This window comes from Geobacillus sp. C56-T2 (assembly GCF_007829715.1).
GTDB classification, from domain to species: Bacteria; Bacillota; Bacilli; order Bacillales; family Anoxybacillaceae; genus Geobacillus; species Geobacillus icigianus.
Genome location: NZ_VJWB01000001.1, coordinates 2,778,508 through 2,800,529 on the forward strand (window position 1 = coordinate 2,778,508; position 22,022 = coordinate 2,800,529).

Below are 22,022 nucleotides of genomic sequence, written 5' to 3' on the forward strand. Positions count from 1 at the left end.
CTTCCTCCTACCGCTTGCTGGCCGTCGGCGTCCCAAGCAGCGGGAACGCGGCCATCGCTTCATACTTCGGCGTCCGCTCCATATTCGTCCGATACAGCACGATTTCGGGCACAGAAAACGTCGCCGAAGCGGGCGCCAATGAGCGAAGACAGTCCGGCGCAAACGGCTCTTCCCCTTGCCAGCGGCGGGCGATCGTAATATGCGGGGCAAACGGGCGCCGATCGAGGGAAAAGCCAAGGCGGACGCACGCTTCGTACACATCGCGCTGCAGCGCGCGCAGCGGTTCGCTTTCGATGACGCCTTGCCAAAAAACGCGCGGCGCCTTCCGCTCCCCAAACGTCCCTAACCTAGCGAGCTGAAGAGAAAACGGGGCATGGTGGGCGGCCGTTGCCGCCAACGCCTCAGAAAGCGGCGCCATCTGATCCGGCGGCACATCGCCCAAAAAAGCGAGAGTAATATGGTAGTCTTTTTCGTGCACCCATGTTCGGAACGGCAGCGATGGCGCCGCCTGATCCGCAAAGCGAGCCATGGCTTGCTTTGCCTCATCCGTCAATGGAACCGCGATAAAATAATGAGTCCGTTTCAATCTGTTCACCTGCCCATTTGATCCTCTCGTTTTCTAAGCGCCAAAAGCACCGCGGCGCCAGCGAGCGTACAGATACCAAAAAACGAATAGACGGCGCCCATCCCCCAGCGCTCGAGCAAATAACCGCCCACCAGCGTGCAAAACCACGCGCCCAAGCCGTTGCTGACTGCCGAGTACAGCGCCACAGCCGTCGCCTGCACGGGCTCCGGTGCCAAGCGGCGCGCCCACTGGAGCGCGGTTGGAATCGCCAGTCCAACCGAACACCCCTGAACCACTGCCGTCATATACACAAGCCAAAGGGGGGGATCGGCGACATACAGCCACCAGCGGGCAGCCGACACGAACGCCGCAAACAGCAACAGACGGGCCATGCCGAAGCGGAGAATGAGGCGGTCGGCCGCTTTCATAAACGGCGCCTCGCTGCCAGCCGCGAGCAAAAAAGCAACCCCGATGCCGGTGAGCGTTCCCCCGAGCTCATGAATGAGCAGCCCGAAATATGAGTTGTTGGCCAAAATCGGGCCGAACAGCAAAAAGACAGCCACCAACAACAAACGAAACGGGCGAATCGACAGCAACCCGCCGATGGCGCGCCCTGTCAGCCGCCCCGTCGGCGCCGCCTGCGAGCGCGGCAGCCGGGCAGCCAACGCGGCCGCCGCCAACAGCATCGCCGAAAATGCGTAAAAGATGGCGGCGAATCCGAAACGCTCGGACAACCAACCGGACAAAAGAACCGCTGCGGCGAATCCGAGCGACCCCCAAAGCCGAATCGCACCGTAGTTTCCCCCTCGCGTCCGCACATGCTCAAGAGCAATGCTGTCGGAAAGCGGCACGATGGCGCTTTGCGCCGCTGAAAGAAGGACGGTCAGCACCACAAACGCCCGATACCCATCGGCGAACGAATACAGCCATCCGAACAGCGCCGCCAGCCCAAGCGCCATCATCAGCAACCCGACCGGCTTGCGCGTATAGTCGGCGGCCATCCCCCACAGCGGCTGCGCCGCCATCGTCACAATCGGGGGGAGCGACATGATCCAGCCGATCGCCGTCCCCGCCAAGCGCGCCTCTTCCTGCAAATAGAGGGACAACAGCGGAAACAATGCGCCAAACGCGAAAAAAATCAAGAAATAAAAGAGCGGGAACATCGATTTTCGCTCCGCCGCATGCTTCAGAGCTTTTCGATTGGAGAAACAATGCTCAAGAACATCATGTGCCATGTCGTCACCGCCCTTTTTAATGAAAAGCCGAGAAAACACGTTTTTCACAAACGTTTGCCGCCCTCGTGTCGCGAGGGCCGAGCCGAGATGGCTATCGCGCCAATTCATAAATCGCTTGCGCATAAATGGCGGTCGCTTTGATTACATCGTCTATGTCGATGTATTCATCTTTTTGATGGGCGACATCGGGCCGACCGGGAAACAATGCGCCAAACGCTACGCCGGCATTGAGCGCGCGGGCATACGTTCCCCCGCCGATGGCCAATAGGCGAGCCGGCTCGCCGGTCTGCTCCTCATAGACGCGCTGCAGCGTGCGAATCCACTCTTGATCGGGCTCAACGTAATGCGGCTTCGTATCGGAAAACCGGCCAAGCGTCAAGCCGGATCGAGACGCTTCGTCGGAAAGCGTGCGCCGGATCGACTCGCCATCCGCCGTCACCGGATAGCGAATATTCAGACCGACGGTTCCGCCGCGCTCGCGGTCATACGACAGCAAACCAACGTTCACGGTCAACTCGCCGCTCGCCTCATCGCGATAGGCAAGGCCGAGCCGCCGGCCGCGCGTATCGCCGGCAAAGGCCGCTGCAACAAACTCGACAAACGGGCGGCTGCGGCCATCAAGCGGAAGAAGCGCCAAAAACTCCATCAACGCCACACCGGCGTTTGTTCCTTTCTCCGGCTCCGCTCCATGGGCCGACACTCCTTCAAGCGCCAGCGTCACCGTTTCGTCCGCCCGGCTCGCCGTGCCGTTTAGCCCGCGCGCCCGGCAAAACGCTTCATACCGGCGGATCCATTCGTCCGCCCCCTTCGCCCCTTTCATGACGGCCTCGGCCGCATCAGGCACCATATTATAGCGGCGGCCGGCTTGAAACGAGACAAGCGTCGCCCCTTCCCCCTCTTTCTCGCCGTCCGGCCGGTAGATCAAATCGGCGTCAATGATTCCTTTTTCCGCATGGATAATCGGAAAATCGGCATCAGGCACAAACCCGATGTCCGGCATTTCTTCATGCTCGAAATAATGGCGGACGCACCGCCACTCGCTCTCTTCGTCGCCCCCGATGATAAGGCGCACCCGCTTGTTCAACGGCAACCCGAGCTCTTTGACGATTTTCATCGCGTAAAACGCCGCCACCGTCGGGCCTTTGTCATCGATCGCCCCCCGCCCGTAAAGGCGACCGTTTTTGACCTCGGCGGCAAACGGGTCAACGGTCCAGCCGTCACCCGCCGGCACAACATCGATATGACCGAGCACGCCAATGAGCGCCTCCCCGCTCCCCATCTCCAAATGCCCGGCGAATCCATCGACATTTTTCACGCGAAATCCTTCTTCGCGACCGCGGCGGAGCAAATAGTCAAGCGCTTCAGCCACCTTCAGGCCAAACGGCGCGCCCGGACCCGCGCTGCGGTCATCGCGAACGCTCGGGATGCGGACGAGAGCTTGCAGCTCGCGAACTAGCTCATCCTTCCGCTTCCGCGCCTCTTCGAACCAATCGATGTTTACCGTCATTCCCTTCTCCCTCCAGTCCTATGAGGCCGGTGATTTAAGGGAGCAAGTCGCTTATCAAGCCTGTTTCTCAAATAGAAAAGCCTTGTCGCATCGGGATCGTCTTTCAAACGCTCCCCCATTGCTCAAAAGAAACAACCGTTTTTCAAGAGCCCTCTATAAGGTTAGTAAAAAATCGCTGCTTGCCTTGATCGATGATGGAACGCGCAAACATAGAGGCTGATGCAACAAGCTTTTTCGACTTAAAAAACAGTTCCGGCAAGCGGTTGCGCGAGTCAATCACCGGCCTTCAATGAGCCATTCAAACACGATCTGCCGGCCAAGAGCGCCGCCAGCTCACCTCGTTTCTCCGTCGACAACCGCGGGAAAAACCGGCCAAGCCGGATCGCTTCCTCGCCTTCGGATCCGAACGATCTTCCAGTCGTCTTCGGTCTGGCATCATCGTGGTTTTCCATCTGTTGTCAACGTACCATATCAAAAAAAAGAAGTCAAAATGTTTCGTTTGTCACCATTTGTTTTCGATTCGGCAACAAAAAGTTTAAATTTTTCGTGAATACGGGCAAACGGGTAGCATTTTTCCAGCCGTTTCGTGTACAATGGTAACAAACAGAGAAAGACATCTCTCATCTGCCAGCTGTCGGTTGTGCCATGCGAATGATGCTAAGATAGGGAGTGGTCTTTTGAAACCTTCCACACACCGGATGCTTACCCGGATCAAATCCGTGTATATGTACATTAGTGAAAAAGGAACGGTGACGACCCAGGAACTGGTTGAGGAGTTCGGCACCACCCCAAGAACGATTCAGCGCGACTTAAACGTGCTTATGTACAATGATCTCGTTCGCAGCCCGAGCAAGGGCAAATGGACGACCACCAACAAAAAAGTGCGCATTTCCTCTTGATCTGTTGGTGCCAAAAAGGCTGGCAAACGCGCCGCTTCTGGCCCGAACAGAGCGGAAATGGCGAGGAAAAACGGACGGCCCAAGCCGCCTTCTCGCCTGCACTCCTTGTCCGCCTGACTGCCGGCCTGCGGGATGAGGCAAGATGAGAGAAGCAAGTCCTGACGAACGAATATTCATTCCTTTTCCATAAAAAAGGAACCGCCTTGCTAGGTTCCTTTTTTTTCGTCGCTGTTCGGCCGGTATTGCTTCAGCAGCTCGATCTCTTCCTCCGTCAATTCACGATATTCACCCACCGCCAAATCCGGATCAAGGAAAAGCGGCCCCATCCGCACTCGCTTCAAATAGACGACGCGCTTGCCGACCGCTCGAAACATCCGCTTTACTTGATGAAACTTCCCTTCTGTGATCGTCAGCTCGACGTCCGAACGAAGGCCCGATCTCAACACGACGAGCTCGGCCGGCTTCGTTTCATAGCCGTCATCGAGCACGACACCGCGCCGAAACGCCTTCACGTCGTCTTCCGTCACCTCACCGTCGATGATCGCCACATACGTCTTCGGCACGTGCTTTTTTGGCGACAGCAGCTGATGAGCGAGCGCGCCGTCATTGGTCAGCAGCAGAAGCCCTTCCGTGTCTTTGTCAAGCCGTCCGACCGGAAATGGGGCAAACCGCCGATCCTCGTCCTCTAACAAATCAATGACCGTCTCCTCGACCGGGTCTTCCGTCGCCGAGATGACACCAGGCGGTTTGTTCATCAGCAAATAAATATACGGTTTATACTCGACCGGTTCTCCCCACACCGTCACGGTCTGCTCCTCCGGTCGCACTTTTGTTTTCGCATCGTGGACCGGTGCTCCGTCCACTTTCACGGCACCGGATTTCAGCAACTTCTTTACTTCCTTCCTCGTCCCGTATCCCATATGGGCGAGCAGTTTATCAATGCGCAAATCCACAGGAACTCCCCCCAAAAAAAAACGGATTCTCTGGGCGTTCATCTAGTCCGCTTTCGCCTTGTTTCCATACACTATGAGGGAAACATACAGAAAGGGGTTTTGCTCATGAACGAATATTACCACGTTCCGGTGTTTGACAGCTATCGTCAACAACCGCCAGCCGGCCAATTCTGGCCCGGGTATCCCGGCGGGCCGTTGGCCGGTTGGGCGCGCCGCATCGAACGGCTCGAGCGGGCCGTCGAACGGCTCGACCGGCGGCTCGACCGAGTGGAAAGCCGCCTCGACCGCATCGAGCGCCGGCTCGGCCTCTCGTAAGCCGCATTGGAAACACGAAGGCGGGATGGTCTACCGCCTTCTTTTTTCAACGGAATCAGCTGTTTTTCCCCAACTTTCTAGGAGGCTGGTCATGTAGTGATACTACTGATTCCATCCATTTCTCAATGAGAGAAACTTTGCACAATCAGCTTTCTTTTTTGAATGAAAACGCCGCCGATTGGTGTTCGACAACCGTTTTTCCCCAGCTTTCTAGGAAGCGGCGTCGCTCGTTTTTCGGCGCCAAAACGCCCACCGCTCAAAACGGCGGCCAAACAAAGCCGCAAACAAGCCAGAACGAATGCTGAGAAACAAATAGACGGAAGCGCCTGCCGCCATTCCGACAACAGCAAGAACGACCGACTCCCCTTTGCCGGCTCGATAGTCAAGCCATTGCCCGGCCAACGCCTCCGCGGCCGCCACAGCGAGCGACATCACTGCTGTCAATATGACCATAAAAGTAGCCCGTCGGAGAACAAAACGGTAGCGGTAACGAGCATACCGATGAATCACCCATAAATTGAGCGCCACCGAAACCAAATAGCCAGCTGTCGTTGCGACAACAGCGCCAACCGTCCCCCACTTCATAATCAACAGCGTATTCAGCGCCCCTTTCACCAACAGCCCGGCTGCTAAGCTGACAACGGTAAACCGCTGTTGATTGATGCCCTGCATAATGGCGGCCGTGACGGAAAACAAAGCAAACAGCACCGCTGTTGGCGCATACCAGCGCAGCACTTGCTCCCCGAGCGGGTCGTAGCTGTAAAACGAGCTGTACATCGGGCCGGCGAGCACGGCCATGCCGATCACCGCCGGCAACGTCAAAAACAAGAGCACTTGAAACGTCTGGTTCAAATATTGCCGCATCGCCTTCCGGTTTCGCTCGACGTGCGCTTTCGTGATCGCCGGGATGAGCGCCGAGCTGAACGACGTCGCCAGCGTCACCGGAATGATGACGAGCTTTTGCGCCCACATGTTCAGCACGGAATACGCATGTTCCGATACGTGCCCGCGCCCGGCTGCCGCCATGGCGTGATTGAACGTAAATTGATCGATCAACTGATAAAGCGACATCGCCAAGCCGACGAGCACAAACGGGATGGAAGAAAAAAGCAGCTCTCGATACATCGCGCGCAGCGGCACATGCACTTGATCGCGGCTCTGTTCCAAAAGCGATCGCAAATGCTCGCGCCGCTTCCACCAATACACAAGCAGCACCGCCAGCCCTCCGACCGCCCCGACAAACGCGGCAAACGTCGCCGCGCTTACAGCGGTCACGATCGAGCCGTCCCACCAACGCAAAATGACATAACAAGCCCCAAGCAAAAACGCGATGCGCAACACTTGCTCGATGACTTGTGACAGCGCCGTCGGCCCCATCGATTCATGCCCTTGAAAAAAACCGCGGATCAAGCTCATCACCGGGACGATCACAAGGGCGAAACTGACCGCGCGGATGACGGCCGTGACATCGGCAACCGAATTGACGTTCGTTTTCGCGTCAATGACATATGGCGCCAAAACCGGAGCCAATGCGTACAACACAAGCCACGAAACAACCCCGCTCGCGAGCATGAGCGCAAGGCCGGAGCGGAACAGCGTATAGCCGACCCGGTACTCCTCGAGCGCGTTATATTTGGAGACAAATTTCGAAACAGCGACCGGTATGCCGGCCGTTGCCAAGCTTAAAAAAATTTGGTACGGCACATAGCCGTAGCCATACAGCGCCCCGCCGCGCTCGCCGACGAGGTGGTAAAACGGAATGACGTAAAACAAGCCGAGAAGGCGGGAAATCATCACGCCAGCGGTCAAAATAAACGCGCCGCGCAGCAGCTTCGATGTTGACATACAATCCCTTCCCTAACGGTGGACGTTGAAAATCACAACATTTGTATTTTATCATAGTTGTCAATGGAACGAAAAACATTGTCTCCTGCGGACAAACGAAAGGATGGAATCAACATGGGGCATGACGTCATCGTTATCGGCGGCGGTCCATCCGGGCTGATGGCAGCCATCGCGGCCGGCGAATGCGGGGCGGACGTGCTGCTGCTGGAAAAAGGGACGAAACTCGGGCGCAAGCTGGCCATCTCCGGCGGCGGCCGCTGCAATGTGACGAATCGGCTGCCGATCGATGAAATCATCCGCCACATCCCCGGCAACGGCCGCTTTTTGTACAGCGCCTTTTCCGTCTTTAACAACGAAGACATCATCAGCTTTTTCGAACGGCTCGGCGTGCCGCTGAAAGAAGAAGACCACGGCCGCATGTTTCCAAAAAGCGACAGCGCTCAATCGGTCGTCGAGGCGCTCATCACCGAACTTCACTGGCTCGGCGTCTGCATCCGGCTCGAAACGCCGGTAGGCGATATCCTGTACAAGGGGGGAAAAACGATCGGCGTCAAGCTGAAAAGCGGGGAAACGATCGGCGCTACCGCCGTCGTGGTCGCCGCCGGAGGCAAATCGGTGCCGCAAACCGGCTCAACAGGCGATGGCTATCCTTGGGCGGAAAAAGCCGGTCATACGGTAACGGAGCTGTTTCCGACCGAAGTCCCGATCGTATCGAACGAACCGTTCATCCAAGCGCGGACGCTCCAAGGCCTGTCGCTGCGCGATGTGGTGCTTGGCGTCTTAAAACCGAACGGCAAACCGATCGTGACCCATCGGATGGACATGCTGTTCACCCATTTCGGCATCTCCGGCCCCGCCGCTCTCCGCTGCAGCCAGTTTGTCGTCAAAGCGCTGAAAAAGGCGGCGAACGGCGCCGTCGCCATGAGCATCGATGCGCTGCCGGACGTCACGCGAGAAGAACTGTTTCAACACCTAGCCCAATTATGCAAAGAAGAGCCGAAAAAAGCGGTGAAAACCATCGCCAAAACGGTGCTGCCGGAGCGGTACGCCGTCTTTTTGCTGGAACGAAGCGGCATCGACCCGCAAGCGGCCGCCGGCACGGTCAGCCATGAGGCATTGCGGGCGTTCGTCCGCTGCTGCAAACAGTTTACGTTTCACGTCCACGGCACGCTGCCCATCGAAAAAGCGTTCGTCACTGGCGGCGGCGTATCGGTGAAAGAAATCGAACCACAAACGATGGCGTCCAAACGCATGGCCGGGCTTTATTTTTGCGGCGAAATTTTGGACATCCACGGCTACACCGGCGGCTACAACATCACCGCCGCCCTAGTGACCGGCCGGCTCGCCGGCATGAACGCCGCCCGCTATGCGTTAGAGGCGAAAAGCAGCCGAAGCGAATCGCCGGTGCAGACAGCCGATTGACAGTGTCGAGATAGACGTAATCGTCATCATAAGTGGCGCCATGTCGGTAGTAAACAAACGATTGGCAGTGTCGAGATAGACGGGTTTTCGACGAATGATGGGAATCACAGCTGATTGACAACAGCCAAACGAGGCGCAGCCGCTTTCCCGCCGATGGAGCGGACAACGGCCGGCAAAAAGCGGGCCACCAAGCCTGTTACAAAAAACTGGGCGTGTGTTTATGGCCGCTTTGCCACACGACCGGCAAAATCCGCCAAACTTCTTACAAAAAACTCGGCGTTCCGGCCCCACCTGCAGCCGGGGCGGCCCGGCCCATTACGTCCGGTAAATGACCATGGCGGAAAAGCAATAAATTTGCTCGCCTTCTGACTCCATGGCTGCCACGCTGTATTTGACGTCAATCAGCTGCCCGTCTTTTAAGCGAGCTAAAAAATCGTTGACCGCCGCTTCCAAATCTTTTTCGTGTTCTTTATCAAAAACTTTAACTTTGTACATCCTATCCCTCCCGTTTTTTGCTTTGCACGCGCCAAGCCAGGCGGGCTTACGAAACATTTCTCCTTACAGCGGCATAGTCCTGCCGACAAACGACCGGAAATAGAAAGGGGGTGTTCCCGCAGAATGGGAACACCCTCTTTCACTAACTATGACAGACCGCTGATTTCCGTGAAAATGCCGAACTGGCGCGAGATTTTCATCCCCGGGCGGAGGGCAGATCGTGCTGCCCATGGATCTTTTCTGAGACTTGTCTTTCATACACAGAGATCGTCCTTGACGGAGAGCCGCGACGCTCCGCACTTTTCCAAGACTCGTCTTTAATACACCCCAACCGCATTGAACGCCTGTTTCACCGAGCTGACTTCTTGGCTCGCTGAACCGTACAGATCGGCGGCCGCTTGGATGCAGGCAGCGCGCAGCTGGCTGAAGTTTGACGTCGGCGTTAAATAATAGACGAGCGCACGGTAGAAGATTTTCCCCATTTTGTCGCGGCCGATGCCGGTGACGCTAACTCCGTAGTGCGTGCCACCTTGGCTGAGCAAATAGGCAGCTTTGTTAATGATGCCGCTGTTCGTATGGACGCCGCCGTTATCTTGTGTGCCGGTATAGCGTTTGGAATAATGATCGGGGTCCCCATATTTCGCCGGGTTCGACATAGAGCGGAGCGCATCACCGGCAATGCCCGGCGTATAAATGTCTTCGCCAATTTCCCAGTCCGGATTGCGGTTCGCGTAAAATTCGACCAACGTCCCGAAAATATCGGAAATCGCTTCATTGATGGCACCGGATTCATTTTGGTACACAAGATCAGCTGTGTAATCGGTCACGGCGTGGGTCAGCTCATGGGCGACAACGTCAATGCCGCCGGAAAACGGCAAAAACGTTTGCCCGTCGCCGTCGCCATACACCATTTGCGATCCGTTCCAAAACGCGTTGTTGTAGCGGCTCCCATAGTGAACGGTCGAGCGGATGGCGGCGTTGTTGCCGTCATAGCTGAGCCGGCCATGCACGTTTTTATAATAGTCGTATGTCACCCCGGCGTAATAATGTGCGTCTACTGCAGGAGCGTCATAGCTGGCGAAAAACTGGTTGTCGCTATCGGCCCACAAGCTGCCGGGCAGCGTCGTCCGGTTGCGCCCGTCATACGTGAAAATGCCGTTGCCGCGCGTATTGTCTTGCAAATAGTAATAGCCGTAATACGAGGAATACGTTGTATTGATGTATTTCTGATCACCGAGCACACCGCGCCCGGTGCCGACCGTTGACGTGCCTGCCACTGTCTGCCCGCCGCCCGGCTTCGCCTCGTCCAGCTCGTTCCATTTATTCAACACCGCACCGTCGGCGGCGTCAATGAGGTAGACCCAATTGCCGGGAGACGGGTCCAAAAAGCGAATGTTCACTTCATAGGCGAGATGGGCGGTATCGCTAGTTGGATAAATCACAAGCCGCGTCGGCTTCCCTTGCTCTTTGACCGGTGATGCCCCGATGGCAGCGGCGACATCCCGTTCGGCAATCGCTTCCGCTTCCTGCAATGAAATGGTCTTTCCGCGCTTCCAGTGTTTCTCCACATCCGGAATGAGCGTACCGGAGAGAGCTGTCAACGCACCGTCTTTGACATGGGCCACCAAGACGGCACCAAACACCGGAATGCCTCGATGCCGCTGTTCAAACCGCATGACCGTATGGCCGAGATCATCCGTCTGCTTGCTGAGCAGAACCAGCCGCTCCGCCGCCCGGCCGCCGAGGCGGAACGTTCCCGCCTGTTCATCGATATAGCGGTATACTAATGTTTGTGGATCAACAGCGTTGTCCTTCGCCAACGTTCCAGACATAAAGGACGGCGTTTCCCATTCGCTCCACACTACGGAGTCGCTTTTCGGCGCCGCGCCTGCCGGTGTAGCGATTAGACCGAGCGCCAATCCAACCATCCCGAGCATCGCCCGCTTTTTCATTTCCCCTCTTCCCCTTTCGTTTCGATAATTGACTACGTCATTCATTTTAATCAAATTCGTCTATTTTGAGTATTGGGAAAATAAAGACCTGCGAGCGGGATTCATCGCGTCCTCCCCCTTCCTCCGTTTCCTTCGCTGCGCCATGGGTCCTATGTCTGAAGAAAGGCGTCCGGAGCGGTTGTGAGGAAACCGGGTCCGCACCGTTGCTTGTTCTCACCTTTCTCCATGCTCGGTTTTCCTCGTTGCGATGAAACCGAGTCCACACCGTCGGCAGCGAATGGCCGGCTTCCGTCAAAACCCGTTCATAAGCTGGACTGACCCAAAAGGTTGTCTGCCTTCAAGATCGTCACAATCGATCGCGCGGCAGAAGCCGTCAGCACGTATAGATAGCAACGAAAAAGGGGAGCCCGATCTTTTGGGGACATCCTCGGGCTGCCTACGCCGAATCGAACGTTACCCTTGCCGCGCCGCCGCCGGCTGTTCCCAACGGGCGAAATCGTTCGAAGCCACGGCAAAAAAAAAATCGGCCGCCCGTATTCTCCCGATCACCCCCGGGAACTTAGGACAGCCTTTTTCACCGCTTCTTTGCGCCCGTTCGAAATAGGAACGGAACGCTCTCTTTTTTCGCTCCGTGCTTCTAGAACAGCCCGCTGCTCATCACATGGTCAAAAACAAGCGTCCGCTTAGCGGGCGATCACAGTCGGCGGCGGATGCTCGTCTTTCGCCGCTTCCTTGACCCCGATTCCATGGCCAAAGCCCGCAGCGAGGCCGAGGGCAGCCAAAGCGATGATCAGAACGATCCGCTTTTTCACGCCTTTCACCTCCTTTCACGTGCCTGTTCGTCTTCGCAACAGTTCGCAGCTCAATCGGTAATAGTGGGCCGCCTGTTTGTATTGGCGGGCGCGGGCGTAGTAATCGGCCAAATAGCCGGCGTATTGGGCGGCGTCTTCATACTCTTTTCGTTTTTGAAAATACGGAATCGCTTCGTGTTTCAGCAGCCGCTCGAACTCTTCCCCTTCCCCGGCGAGCAACAGCCGGTAGACGGAAAAATGCAAATAGTATTCGTAGTGTTCGGTCATGCCGTTTTCCGTCTGCTCAAGGAGCTGCCATCCTTCTTCCGCGGTCGACAGCGCCTTGCGATAGTTTTGCGCGGCATAATGCTCGCGCAAAAGCGCCAAGAACGTAATCAGCCGGTCGGCCAGCGGAGCGTCCGACTTGTACACGAGACTGTGCTCGTAATGCTGCACCGCCTCGCGGTATTGTTTTTTCATCGCCTTCAAATGGCCGAGGTTGTGCTCGACGATGCCGATCAGCAGCCGATCATTGGCGAGCTGCGCCGCCTTCTGCGCCAACAGGCAGCAGTCGATCGCCTGATCGATTTCCCCGCAGCGCCGGTAGCAAATCGCCAGCAGCACATGGCATTCGGCCCCGCGCCGCAGTTCATACTCCGCTTGGCTGAGGGAAAGCGCCCGCTCCGTGTAGCGGATGCATTGGAACACTTTCCACAGCCGGCTGTATGCGAGCGCTAACAAATACGACAAATCCGCTTCTTCCCAATTCGGCTTCCTTTGTGTCCCCAATAATGCTTCTGCTTTTTGATAGAAGTGCAAAGCATCGTCATATTTTTCTTGGCAATAAGAAAGCAGGCCAAAAAATTTCCAATAATAGTAGCGCATCGGTTCATCGAGCGCCTCGTACCATTCGCGCACGCTCCGCGCCGCCGCTTCCGCTCCTTTCAGGTCGCGCAGCAGCAGCAAATATCGAATGCGCATCAAATGAAAATAGATCATCGCCTCGGCATCTCCGGATTCGCTGCACTGTTGCCGGACGGCATCGTATTGCTCCCTTGCCGCGGCCACGTTTTTGTCCGTCATCGCCTTATACCACGCCATGACCGATTCAAACCATCCGGGTGCTGTGCCGCTTTGGCCGCGGTGAATGCCGAGCCGGCGAAACAGCAATTCAATGACATCTTCTCCCGGCATCGCCTGATTGTTTTCGATTTTCGATAAATACGAAACCGAGATAATTCCTTCCGCTGCCTCCTCTTGGGTCATTCCTTTCATGAGCCGGGCAAGCTTCAAGCGGTCGCCTAGTTTCAAACAGCATCGACCCCTTCGGTCTTTTTTACTGAACATTATATCTTTTCTTTCTTCTCCCTTCTATCACCCTTTAGCACTATAAGGAAAAATTTGTTCTTCGGCGCAGCGGTGATGAAATAAAGAAGACCGCCTCCATTCGGTGGTTGGCATGCCAAATAAAAGGTTCATCACCAAAACGTGTACTTGCCAGACGGTGCACTTCTGTGAAGGTGTATGCAAAAAATGCTTTGTTTCCTATTCTTTTGTGGATACAAGAAAAATGAAGTACAACGTTTGGTGAGGAGCCTAAAAATGATCCTTCGGTTGAAAATCGGCCAAAATGAAAACCCAAAGAATGTTGATTGTCGAACATCCTTTGGGTTTGCTTTTTTAGGGATCTGGTAATTTAAGGGGGCAAACCGTTTATCCAGCCCTTTTCGCAAATAGAAAAGCCCTGTCGCATCAGGAGCGCCGTTCAAACGCTCCCCCATTGCCGAAGAGAAACAACCGTTTTTCACCAACCATTTAGGAGGGCGGTGATGAAAAGGATGGGTTGCTTCACCGCCTTGTTTCTCAAATGGAGAACCCTTGTGGCATCGGTTTCTCGTTTCACGTCATCCGCCGTGGGCTAGGGGCGATTGCTGTTTTTTCACCAGCCATTTGGATTTCGGGATGTAATACTGCTTTTCCGACAGCCCCGTTGTTCCCTTCGCGAGCCGCGATGCCGAACCGCGTTTCCGCCGAGTAGAAAACGGCGCCATTACTGCTTCGGCGCCGTTTCTCCTTCCCACTCGAGCATGCCGCCGGTCATGTTGCGGACGCGATAGCCGAGCTCCTGCAAGTAGCGGCAGACGTTTTCGCTCCGCCGTCCGGAGCGGCAGACGAAAATATATTCTTCATCGCGGTCGAATTCCGCAAGCCGGTCAGGGATGTCGCCCATTTTGATATGCTTCGCCCCAGGAATCATGCCGAGGGCGACTTCCTCATCCTCGCGCACATCGACAATGTTCAGCTTTTCGCCGCGCTCAAGTTTTTCCTTCACTTCGGCCGGCGTGATTTCCTTGATTTCTTCCATGGCAGATCGACCCCTTTCTCTCGCTTTTTCGACAAAAGGCAGCGGGGAAGGCGTCGATTCCTCCCCGCTTGCGCTAGCTAGACGGAAACTAGTTTCAGATGATCGTTCCTTCCCGCCGCGTGCGCCGTCTCAAGGCGGGCGGCCGCTTTTCCATCAATTAGCGACGATATTGACGAGCTTGCCGGGGACGGCGATCACTTTGCGCACCGTTTTGCCGGCAAGCTGCTCTTTGATTTTTTCATCGGCGAGCGCCCGCTCCTCGAGCGCTTCTTTCGATAAGTCCGCCGGCACGTTGAGCTTGGCTCGCACTTTGCCGTTGATTTGGATGACAATTTCGACGACGTCTTCGACCAGCTTCGCTTCGTCATACGCCGGCCATGGTTCATAGGCGATCGTGTCCGTGTGGCCGAGCTTTTGCCACAGTTCTTCGCCGATGTGCGGGCAAACCGGCGACAAGAGCTTGACGAACCCTTCCATGTATGCTTTTTTCATTTGCTCCGCCTTATACGCTTCATTGATGAAGACCATCAGCTGCGAAATGGCGGTGTTGAAGCGCAAGGCTTCGTAGTCTTCCGTCACTTTTTTCACCGTTTGATGATAGACGCGCTCAAGTTGGTCGTTCGCCGGCTCGTCGACGATGTTCGGGTTCAGTTCCCCACTCTCAGTGACAAACAGCCGCCAGACGCGGTCAAGGAAGCGGCGCGCCCCGTCGAGCCCTTTCGTCGACCAGGCGATCGATGCTTCAAGCGGCCCCATGAACATTTCGTACAGCCGAAGCGTGTCAGCCCCATGGCTGTCAACGATATCATCCGGGTTGACGACGTTGCCTTTTGATTTGCTCATTTTTTCGTTGTTTTCGCCTAAAATCATCCCTTGGTTAAACAGCTTTTGGAACGGCTCTTTCGTCGGCACGATGCCAAGGTCATAGAGAAACTTATGCCAGAAGCGGGCGTAAAGCAAATGCAAGACGGCGTGCTCCGCCCCGCCGATGTAAACGTCGACCGGCAGCCATTGTTTCAGTTTTTCCGGATCGGCGAGCTGTTTGTCGTTGTGCGGGTCGATGTAGCGCAAATAATACCAGCAGCTTCCCGCCCATTGCGGCATCGTGTTCGTTTCGCGCCGCCCTTTTTTGCCCGTTTTCGGGTCGACGACGTTAACCCATTCGTCGATGTTGGCGAGCGGCGACTCACCCGTTCCCGACGGACGGATTTCATCCGTTTTCGGCAAGACGAGCGGCAGTTCCTCTTCCGGCACGGTCGTCATCGTTCCGTCTTCCCAATGGATGATCGGAATCGGCTCCCCCCAGTAGCGCTGGCGGCTGAACAGCCAGTCGCGCAGCCGGTACGACACTTTTTTCCGCCCTTTGCCGTGTTCCTCAAGCCACGCGATCATTTTTTCGCTCGCTTCCTGCTTGTTCAAGCCGTTCAAAAACTCGGAGTGGATGTGCTCCCCGTCGCCGGTGTACGGTCCGTTTTCAATATCGCCGCCAGCGACGACTTCTTTGATCGGCAAATCGAACGTTTTCGCAAACTCGTAGTCGCGCTCATCGTGCGCCGGCACCGCCATGATCGCCCCCGTGCCGTAGCCCATCAACACGTAGTCGGCGATCCAAATCGGAAGCCGATCGCCAGTCACTGGATGGATGGCGTACGCGCCGGTGAACACGCCCGTCTTTTCTTTCGCCAAATCGGTGCGCTCGAGGTCGCTTTTGCTTTGCACTTCTTTCAAGTAGGCGGCAACGGCCGGTTTTTGCTCCGGCGTGGTGATTTTCTCGACAAGCGGATGCTCGGGCGCCAAGACGGTGTACGTGGCGCCAAACAGCGTATCTGGCCGCGTTGTAAACACCGTGAACGTCTCGTCATGGCCGTCGACGGCGAACTCGATTTCCGCTCCTTCCGAACGGCCGATCCAGTTGCGCTGCATCTCCTTGATGCTTTCCGGCCAGTCGAGCTCTTCCAAATCTTCGAGCAGCCGGTCGGCATAAGCCGTAATTTTCAACATCCATTGCCGCATCGGCTTGCGGATGACCGGATGCCCACCGCGCTCGCTCCGGCCGTTAATCACTTCCTCGTTCGCCAACACCGTGCCGAGCGCTGGGCACCAGTTGACCGGCACCTCATCCATGTAGGCGAGCCCTTTTTCGTACAGCTTTAAGAAAATCCATTGCGTCCATTTGTAATAGTTCGGGTCGGTCGTGTTAATTTCGCGATCCCAGTCGTACGAAAAGCCGAGCGATTTAATTTGCCGGCGGAAGTTGTCGATGTTTTTTTGCGTAAACTCGGCCGGGTCGTTTCCAGTATCGAGCGCATACTGCTCGGCCGGCAGCCCGAACGCGTCCCAGCCCATCGGATGAAGGACGTTATACCCTTGCATCCGCTTCATGCGCGCCAAAATGTCGGTCGCCGTATACCCTTCCGGATGGCCGACGTGCAAGCCGGCGCCAGACGGATACGGGAACATGTCGAGCACGTAAAACTTCGGTTTGTCGTCCTCATCGGGCGTGCGGAACGTTTTGTTTTTCTCCCAATAGTCCTGCCATTTTTTTTCGATTTCCCGGTGGTTGAAGCTCATCGCAGCACTCCTCCTATCAAGATTTTGCTTCTACTTGCATCATGGACGAAAGTATGTACAAAAAAACCTCTCATCCCCATGCAAAGGGACGAGAGGCGCGCTTCCCGCGGTACCACCCTTTTTGGCGCGCCCATGGCGCACCCGCTTTGCTCCTTAACGCAGATTCACGGCCGACGTTAGTAGGCAGCACCGTTCGCGCCGGCAACTCCGAGGCGAGTTCACAGGCTGGCTTCGGTTGACTCGCACCGACCGTCAACTCTCTGCTGTCCGCCAAGCCCGCTACTGCTCCTCTTCACCGCTGTTCGCTTCATTGACGTTTTCGTTACATACGAAATGACAAATTTAATTATTATTTTAAAAAATTTGTCGAGCGATTGCAAGCCGAAACTTATGGGACTGGTGATGAAATCGTGCATCTCGCTTCCTAGCATCGTTTCTCAACTAGAAAAACCTTGCATCATCGAGCAAAGGAAATCGCTGTTTTTCATCAGCCTTCTATACGGTTGCCGCCGTTTTTTCTTCAGTCTCCCGCGCCGACTTCGGCAGCCAGCGGTCGTACAACAACGCGGCTGCCGCTGCCAACAGGGCGAACCCGACAAGCAATCCGATGAGCGGCTTCATTCCGAAGGAGTCAGCCGCCCACCCGCCGATGACCGGCCCGATCATCCGTCCGGCCGTGGCCGTGCCGTTCACGATGCCTTGGTACAGTCCAGCCTTCCCTAGCGGCGCCAATTCGTTCACCACCGCCGGAATCGCCGGCCAGACGATCATCTCAGCGATGGTCAAAACGACCATAGAGGCGGCGAACTCGGCAAGAGAATCAGCGCCAAACAGCATGGCGAACGAAACGGCGAAGATGAGAAACCCGATCACCGTTTGCCGTTTCATCCCCGGCATAAAGCGGCGGATCACCCTAGCCAGCACAGGTTGCGCCAAGACGATCAACGCGCCGTTGATCGTCCAAAGCAGGCTGTATTGGTGGACCGGGAGTTGAAGCTCCCGCGTGTAAACAGCGATCGTCGTCGACCATTGCACATAGCTGATCCAGCACAATCCATAGCCCGCGCAAAGGAGGACAAGCGCCCCCAAGCCGGCACGGGATGACGCGTTTTCCGCTTCTGTCAGACGTTTCGCCCGCGGCGGCAACAGCGGGATGCGCCGCAATCCGATGGTGACGATCAGCAAAAACGCCGCATAAAGCAGCGAATTGGCTAAAAACACGAACGAGAACGAATACGAAGCGACGAGCCCGCCGAGCGCCGAACCGATGGCAACGCCGACATTTTGCGCCACATACAAGGCATTGAACGCCCGCCGTCCCCCTTCCGGCCAAAGCGCGCCGGCATACGCCGAGGCCACGGGAAACACGATGCCGCTGCCGATGCCGATAAGCGCCAAAAACACCGCGTAATGCGGCCAACCGTGCCAGACGCTCAAGCCGGCCGAAGCCGCCATCGTCACACAAGCGCCGATCAAGAGAGCGCGAAACCCGCCAATCCGGTCAAACAAAACGCCGCCGATGAGGCTGCCGATGACGCTCCCCCCGGAGTTGAGCATCAGCACTGCTCCCGCCACCGCCAGCGGCTGGTCAAGCTGTTCATGCAAATAAATCGTATTGAGCGGCCATAAAAAAGACCCGCCTGTCACGTTGAGCGCCATGCCAACGAGCAGCCACCAAAGCGCGCGGGGCATCAATCATCATCCTTTTCATCCGTTTTCTTTTGACTCCCGAAATAATTGTAGGAGAAAACCGGGAAAAAAGCAATCAAAAAAAACGCGCAACCATATCAGCGAGCAAACGACCGGGCCGCCTTGCGCCAACATCCCCGCCGACGTTCATCCAAAAATTCCATGGGCAACGTCTTGCCCTCCACCCGGGGGTGAAAATCCCCCTTTTCTTCCCATAATGAAGAATAGGCGCAAACAGTTCAACAGGACGCTATACTTAATGGTGTCTTAGACCCTGTACAGAAAAGTGCTTGAATCCACTGGGTGCACCACCCATTGTCCGCCCTTTCCTGCTGTAGAGGAAAGGTGACGACGAACAGAAAACTGCCGCATGTCTCCCGTGGATTCGCTGTTTGCGCACTCCATCATCGAAACGGAGGCGTTTCATCATGGATGTCATCGATCCTCGCTGCGCAGGATTGGATGTTCATACCGAAACTATTGTCGCTTGTGCGCTATGGGAAGAAGAGGGGGAGATTCAAAAGGAGATCCAAACGTTCTCCACGTTCTCGAAAGGGCTTGGCGACCTGCTCGAGTGGCTCGAAGACCATGGGGTCACCCATGTCGCCATGGAATCCACCGGCGTGTATTGGAAACCGGTCTTTGCCTTCCTCGAGGGCTATGTCGACTTGACTTTGGCCAATCCGCAGCGGATCAAAAATGTCCCGGGAAGAAAAACCGATGTCTCTGACGCCGAGTGGATCGCCAAGTTGCTTCGCCATGGCTTGATGGAAAAAAGCTTTGTCCCTCCTGCGGATATTCGTGAATTACGGGATTTTACCCGCCTCCGCAAAAAGTGGGTCGGACAGTTGAGTTCAGAGAAAAACCGGATTCAAAAAGTGCTCGAGTCTTCCAATGTCAAACTGGGCTCCGTTCTCTCGGATCTCTTCGGCGTTTCCGGACGAAACATCCTTGCCCGGCTGCTTGAGAAGGGATACGTGGACAAGGACGAGCTGGATCAATGCCTGCGCGGCAGGCTCAAAACGAAAAAACAGGCGGTGTATGATTCGCTGCTCGGCACCTTGACCGAACATGAGCTCTGTCTCCTTCGCCTCTTGTGGAAACACGTGGAGGAATTGGAGCAGTTAATCGAAGAAGTCGACCAGCACATCGACCGCCTGCTCGAGCCGTATCGGGAGGAAGTGGACTTACTGATGACCATGCCTGGAATCAAAAAACAAACCGCCGCCGTCATCATCGCCGAGATGGGAACCGACATGAGCGTCTTTGAAACGCCGGAACGGGCGGCTTCATGGACGGGGTTGTCCCTCGGCAACCATGAAAGCGCCGGAAAGCGAAAGAGCACGCGTACGACTAAAGGCAATCCCCATCTTCGATCAGCGTTATGCGAGGCGGCATGGTCAGCAGCTCGATCCAAGACACATCCCTTGTCCCGAAAATTTTGGTCGTTGGCGGCCCGATGCGGGAAGAAAAAGCCCTCATCGCCACGGCTCGACGAATGTTGGTGATCATCTTTTGCATGATCTCCCGCAAAGAGTCGTTCCGCCAACCACAACTCATTTCGTATAGCCAACAGGCAGCCAGATCATACGAGATGTCCGAAAATCGGGCACCTCTGCTTTCCTATTGCCTTCTTTGGCCATTTTCAGTATACCCACACGGATCAGGAGCGTATACAGCACTCACCCAGTGGTGGGGATTTTCACAGAAAACCGACGGGCCATGCCTCCGCTTTGGGATGAACATCACCGCTTGCTGCACGACATTTTTACGAAAAAAGGCGGCTTGATGGCCGCCCGCGGTCCGGAATGACTCACCCGTTGCGCTGCTTGGAACGGATTGGCTGTCCGCCCGTTTGTTCGTACTGCTTTTTGGCCAATTTGACCGGGTCGAACTCTTGACCGAGCTCGAGATCGTTATTGTTTCGGCCGTTGCGCGTTTTTTGTTCCGGATTGGTTTGCTTGAGGCGTCGCTTCATATCGTGTCCCTCCTCGTTGCTGTTTCCCCGTCGTTTTCGGTTTTCCCTTGGCGGGTCGTCCATTTGCCGCTCGTCTCAGCGGTCAAGCAAAATCATTTCGTTTTGCAGCTGCTCAAGCTGGAGCCGCATCCGGTGCAGCTGTTCGCGCTGCTGGGCGTTGCAGCTGCGGGCGAGGTGCGCCAAATCGAGCACCGTTTGCTCGAGCATTTGCTGGGCGTTTGTATATTCTGTGAGGTTGTAATGCTCTTGCTTTTGCGCTTCGGTATATTGTTCTTTCGCAAAGCGAATGACATCTTCACAGCGCTGCAAAAACTCTTCCACCGATTGTCGTGTCGCCATGCGTTCACCCCTTTTCATCATCTTCCCTCATGTTTACTATGCGCCGCCTGCGGCCGTCGTATCACGCCAATGATTGGCAGGCGACCGATCACCGCGATGGTGTGACCGGCAATCGGCCGCCCTAGTCGTGCTGACACGCCCCGCGGCCGTTGAGGTTCTCTCAATAGCCACCGGCGAAGGACGGCGACGGGATTCGAGCATCGGCAGTCGCTTTTCCCCGCAGTTTTTGCTACAATGCCGACATCGGGCCTTCATCTCGCTTGATCCGCGCTAAGCGGTTCGCCGCTCCGAGACGGCGGACGGCCGAGCCGGACGGACCGCCGTCTGCCATCCGCCCGAGCGTCAACGATCCATCGATCACAAGGAGGACCAACCGATGGCATTGATGAACATTTTGCCGTTTGCCCGTTTTTTGCTCAACCAAGCGATTCAAGAGGGCGACATCGCCATTGACGCAACGGTCGGCAACGGCCATGATACCGTCTATCTCGCGCAACGCGTCGGCGGCAGCGGCCATGTTTTTGGCTTTGACATCCAACGCGAAGCCATCGCCGCGGCGGCCGCCCGCCTCGCCGAACACGGGCTGCGCGAGCGGGTAACACTGTTAGAGCGAAGCCATAGCGAGCTGCTTGTCGCGCTTCCCGCTGATGTGCACGGGCGGATCGCCGGCGCCGTGTTCAACCTCGGCTATTTGCCCGGCGGCGACAAACAGATCGTCACCCAACCGGAATCGACGATCGCTGCGGTCCGCCAGCTGCTTTCCGTCATGAGGCCGGGCGGCGTGATCGTCCTTGTCGTCTACCATGGTCATCCCGAAGGAAAGTGCGAACGGGACGCGCTTCTTGATTACGTCCGCTCTCTTGATCAACGGCGCGTCCACGCCTTGAAATACGAATTCATCAATCGGCAAAACGATCCGCCGTTTTTGCTGGCGCTGGAAAAGCGGGAAGAGGAAAACGGGCAACCGGCCGGCGAGCGCTAAACCGCGCTGCTCTGCCCTCTTCTCGTTCTCTTTCATCCCACCGGCGCAGCGAGCGGAAACGAAGCGTGAGCCTCCAAAGCGAAAAAACGGGGGAGCCGGGCTCAGACCAACAAAGCTCC

The 22,022-nt window shown here is 56.2% G+C and carries 19 protein-coding genes, 1 pseudogene and 1 other annotated feature; of the genes and pseudogenes, 5 read left to right on the forward strand and 15 right to left on the reverse strand.

Annotated features, from left to right (window positions below):
* Window positions 1–7: 7 nt before the first annotated feature.
* From thpR to pepV, 3 genes are all read right to left on the reverse strand, one after another.
* Window positions 8–586, reverse strand: a complete 579-nt coding sequence (gene thpR / locus GC56T2_RS13825; RefSeq protein WP_144975976.1) for an RNA 2',3'-cyclic phosphodiesterase — start codon at window positions 584–586, stop codon at window positions 8–10.
* Window positions 587–591: 5 nt separating this feature from the next.
* Window positions 592–1,800, reverse strand: a complete 1,209-nt coding sequence (locus GC56T2_RS13830; protein WP_144975978.1) for an MFS transporter — start codon at window positions 1,798–1,800, stop codon at window positions 592–594.
* A 91-nt stretch (window positions 1,801–1,891) separates the two neighbouring features.
* Complete coding sequence (pepV, locus tag GC56T2_RS13835; RefSeq protein WP_144975980.1) at window positions 1,892–3,307, reverse strand: dipeptidase PepV; 1,416 nt, start codon at window positions 3,305–3,307, stop codon at window positions 1,892–1,894.
* A 677-nt stretch (window positions 3,308–3,984) separates the two neighbouring features.
* Here pepV and GC56T2_RS13840 point away from each other — a divergent pair.
* On the forward strand, window positions 3,985–4,206 hold the full coding sequence (locus GC56T2_RS13840; RefSeq protein WP_033020155.1) for a DeoR family transcriptional regulator: 222 nt from the start codon (window positions 3,985–3,987) through the stop codon (window positions 4,204–4,206).
* A gap of 206 nt (window positions 4,207–4,412) precedes the next feature.
* Here the strand turns inward: GC56T2_RS13840 and GC56T2_RS13845 are convergent, their stop codons facing one another.
* Window positions 4,413–5,159: a pseudouridine synthase gene (locus GC56T2_RS13845; RefSeq protein ID WP_144975982.1), complete on the reverse strand. Its 747-nt coding sequence runs from the start codon at window positions 5,157–5,159 to the stop codon at window positions 4,413–4,415.
* A 105-nt stretch (window positions 5,160–5,264) separates the two neighbouring features.
* Here GC56T2_RS13845 and GC56T2_RS13850 point away from each other — a divergent pair, with 105 nt between their 5' ends.
* Window positions 5,265–5,474, forward strand: a complete 210-nt coding sequence (locus GC56T2_RS13850; RefSeq protein WP_144975984.1) for a hypothetical protein — start codon at window positions 5,265–5,267, stop codon at window positions 5,472–5,474.
* A 210-nt stretch (window positions 5,475–5,684) separates the two neighbouring features.
* Here GC56T2_RS13850 and GC56T2_RS13855 read toward each other — a convergent pair whose 3' ends face one another.
* Window positions 5,685–7,319 (reverse strand): putative polysaccharide biosynthesis protein, encoded by a 1,635-nt coding sequence (locus GC56T2_RS13855; protein ID WP_144975986.1) that lies wholly within the window; start codon window positions 7,317–7,319, stop codon window positions 5,685–5,687.
* 114 nt (window positions 7,320–7,433) lie between these two features.
* Here GC56T2_RS13855 and GC56T2_RS13860 point away from each other — a divergent pair, with 114 nt between their 5' ends.
* Window positions 7,434–8,741: a BaiN/RdsA family NAD(P)/FAD-dependent oxidoreductase gene (locus tag GC56T2_RS13860; protein WP_144975988.1), complete on the forward strand. Its 1,308-nt coding sequence runs from the start codon at window positions 7,434–7,436 to the stop codon at window positions 8,739–8,741.
* A 315-nt stretch (window positions 8,742–9,056) separates the two neighbouring features.
* On the opposite strand, the gene GC56T2_RS13865 is transcribed toward GC56T2_RS13860, so the two are convergent.
* The 7 genes from GC56T2_RS13865 to GC56T2_RS13890 form a co-directional block, all read right to left on the reverse strand.
* Complete coding sequence (locus GC56T2_RS13865) at window positions 9,057–9,236, reverse strand: sporulation protein Cse60 (protein ID WP_008880941.1); 180 nt, start codon at window positions 9,234–9,236, stop codon at window positions 9,057–9,059.
* Between the two features lie 317 nt (window positions 9,237–9,553).
* Window positions 9,554–11,188, reverse strand: a complete 1,635-nt coding sequence (locus tag GC56T2_RS13870) for a M4 family metallopeptidase (protein ID WP_144975993.1) — start codon at window positions 11,186–11,188, stop codon at window positions 9,554–9,556.
* 683 nt (window positions 11,189–11,871) lie between these two features.
* On the reverse strand, window positions 11,872–12,000 hold the full coding sequence (locus tag GC56T2_RS18190; protein WP_255358709.1) for a hypothetical protein: 129 nt from the start codon (window positions 11,998–12,000) through the stop codon (window positions 11,872–11,874).
* Window positions 12,001–12,015: 15 nt separating this feature from the next.
* Window positions 12,016–13,290 carry a helix-turn-helix domain-containing protein gene (locus GC56T2_RS13875; protein WP_144975995.1) on the reverse strand — a complete coding sequence of 425 codons (1,275 nt, stop codon included), beginning with the start codon at window positions 13,288–13,290 and terminating at the stop codon, window positions 12,016–12,018.
* A gap of 739 nt (window positions 13,291–14,029) precedes the next feature.
* The gene (locus GC56T2_RS13880) at window positions 14,030–14,344 is read right to left on the reverse strand and encodes a rhodanese-like domain-containing protein (RefSeq protein ID WP_033020165.1); all 315 of its coding nucleotides are present in this window, start codon (window positions 14,342–14,344) and stop codon (window positions 14,030–14,032) included.
* A 153-nt stretch (window positions 14,345–14,497) separates the two neighbouring features.
* Window positions 14,498–16,915 (reverse strand): leucine--tRNA ligase, encoded by a 2,418-nt coding sequence (gene leuS, locus GC56T2_RS13885; RefSeq protein ID WP_144975997.1) that lies wholly within the window; start codon window positions 16,913–16,915, stop codon window positions 14,498–14,500.
* An 81-nt stretch (window positions 16,916–16,996) separates the two neighbouring features.
* Window positions 16,997–17,220, reverse strand: a binding site (T-box leader).
* Between the two features lie 190 nt (window positions 17,221–17,410).
* Window positions 17,411–18,607: an MDR family MFS transporter gene (locus GC56T2_RS13890; protein ID WP_144975999.1), complete on the reverse strand. Its 1,197-nt coding sequence runs from the start codon at window positions 18,605–18,607 to the stop codon at window positions 17,411–17,413.
* 425 nt (window positions 18,608–19,032) lie between these two features.
* Between GC56T2_RS13890 and GC56T2_RS13895 the strand changes: the two are divergent.
* Window positions 19,033–20,165, forward strand: a pseudogene (locus GC56T2_RS13895) (IS110 family RNA-guided transposase); the annotation flags it as partial.
* Between the two features lie 252 nt (window positions 20,166–20,417).
* Here GC56T2_RS13895 and GC56T2_RS13900 read toward each other — a convergent pair.
* The 3 genes from GC56T2_RS13900 to GC56T2_RS18195 form a co-directional block, all read right to left on the reverse strand.
* Entirely contained in the window at window positions 20,418–20,582 is a 165-nt protein-coding gene (locus tag GC56T2_RS13900; protein WP_033020385.1) for a hypothetical protein, read from the reverse strand.
* 75 nt (window positions 20,583–20,657) lie between these two features.
* Window positions 20,658–20,921 carry a YtzC family protein gene (locus GC56T2_RS13905; protein WP_033020386.1) on the reverse strand — a complete coding sequence of 88 codons (264 nt, stop codon included), beginning with the start codon at window positions 20,919–20,921 and terminating at the stop codon, window positions 20,658–20,660.
* 229 nt (window positions 20,922–21,150) lie between these two features.
* Window positions 21,151–21,282: a hypothetical protein gene (locus GC56T2_RS18195; RefSeq protein ID WP_255516094.1), complete on the reverse strand. Its 132-nt coding sequence runs from the start codon at window positions 21,280–21,282 to the stop codon at window positions 21,151–21,153.
* A 15-nt stretch (window positions 21,283–21,297) separates the two neighbouring features.
* Here GC56T2_RS18195 and mnmM point away from each other — a divergent pair, with 15 nt between their 5' ends.
* Complete coding sequence (gene mnmM / locus GC56T2_RS13910; RefSeq protein ID WP_144976001.1) at window positions 21,298–21,903, forward strand: tRNA 5-(aminomethyl)-2-thiouridylate-methyltransferase MnmM; 606 nt, start codon at window positions 21,298–21,300, stop codon at window positions 21,901–21,903.
* The last annotated feature ends 119 nt before the right edge of the window (window positions 21,904–22,022 follow it).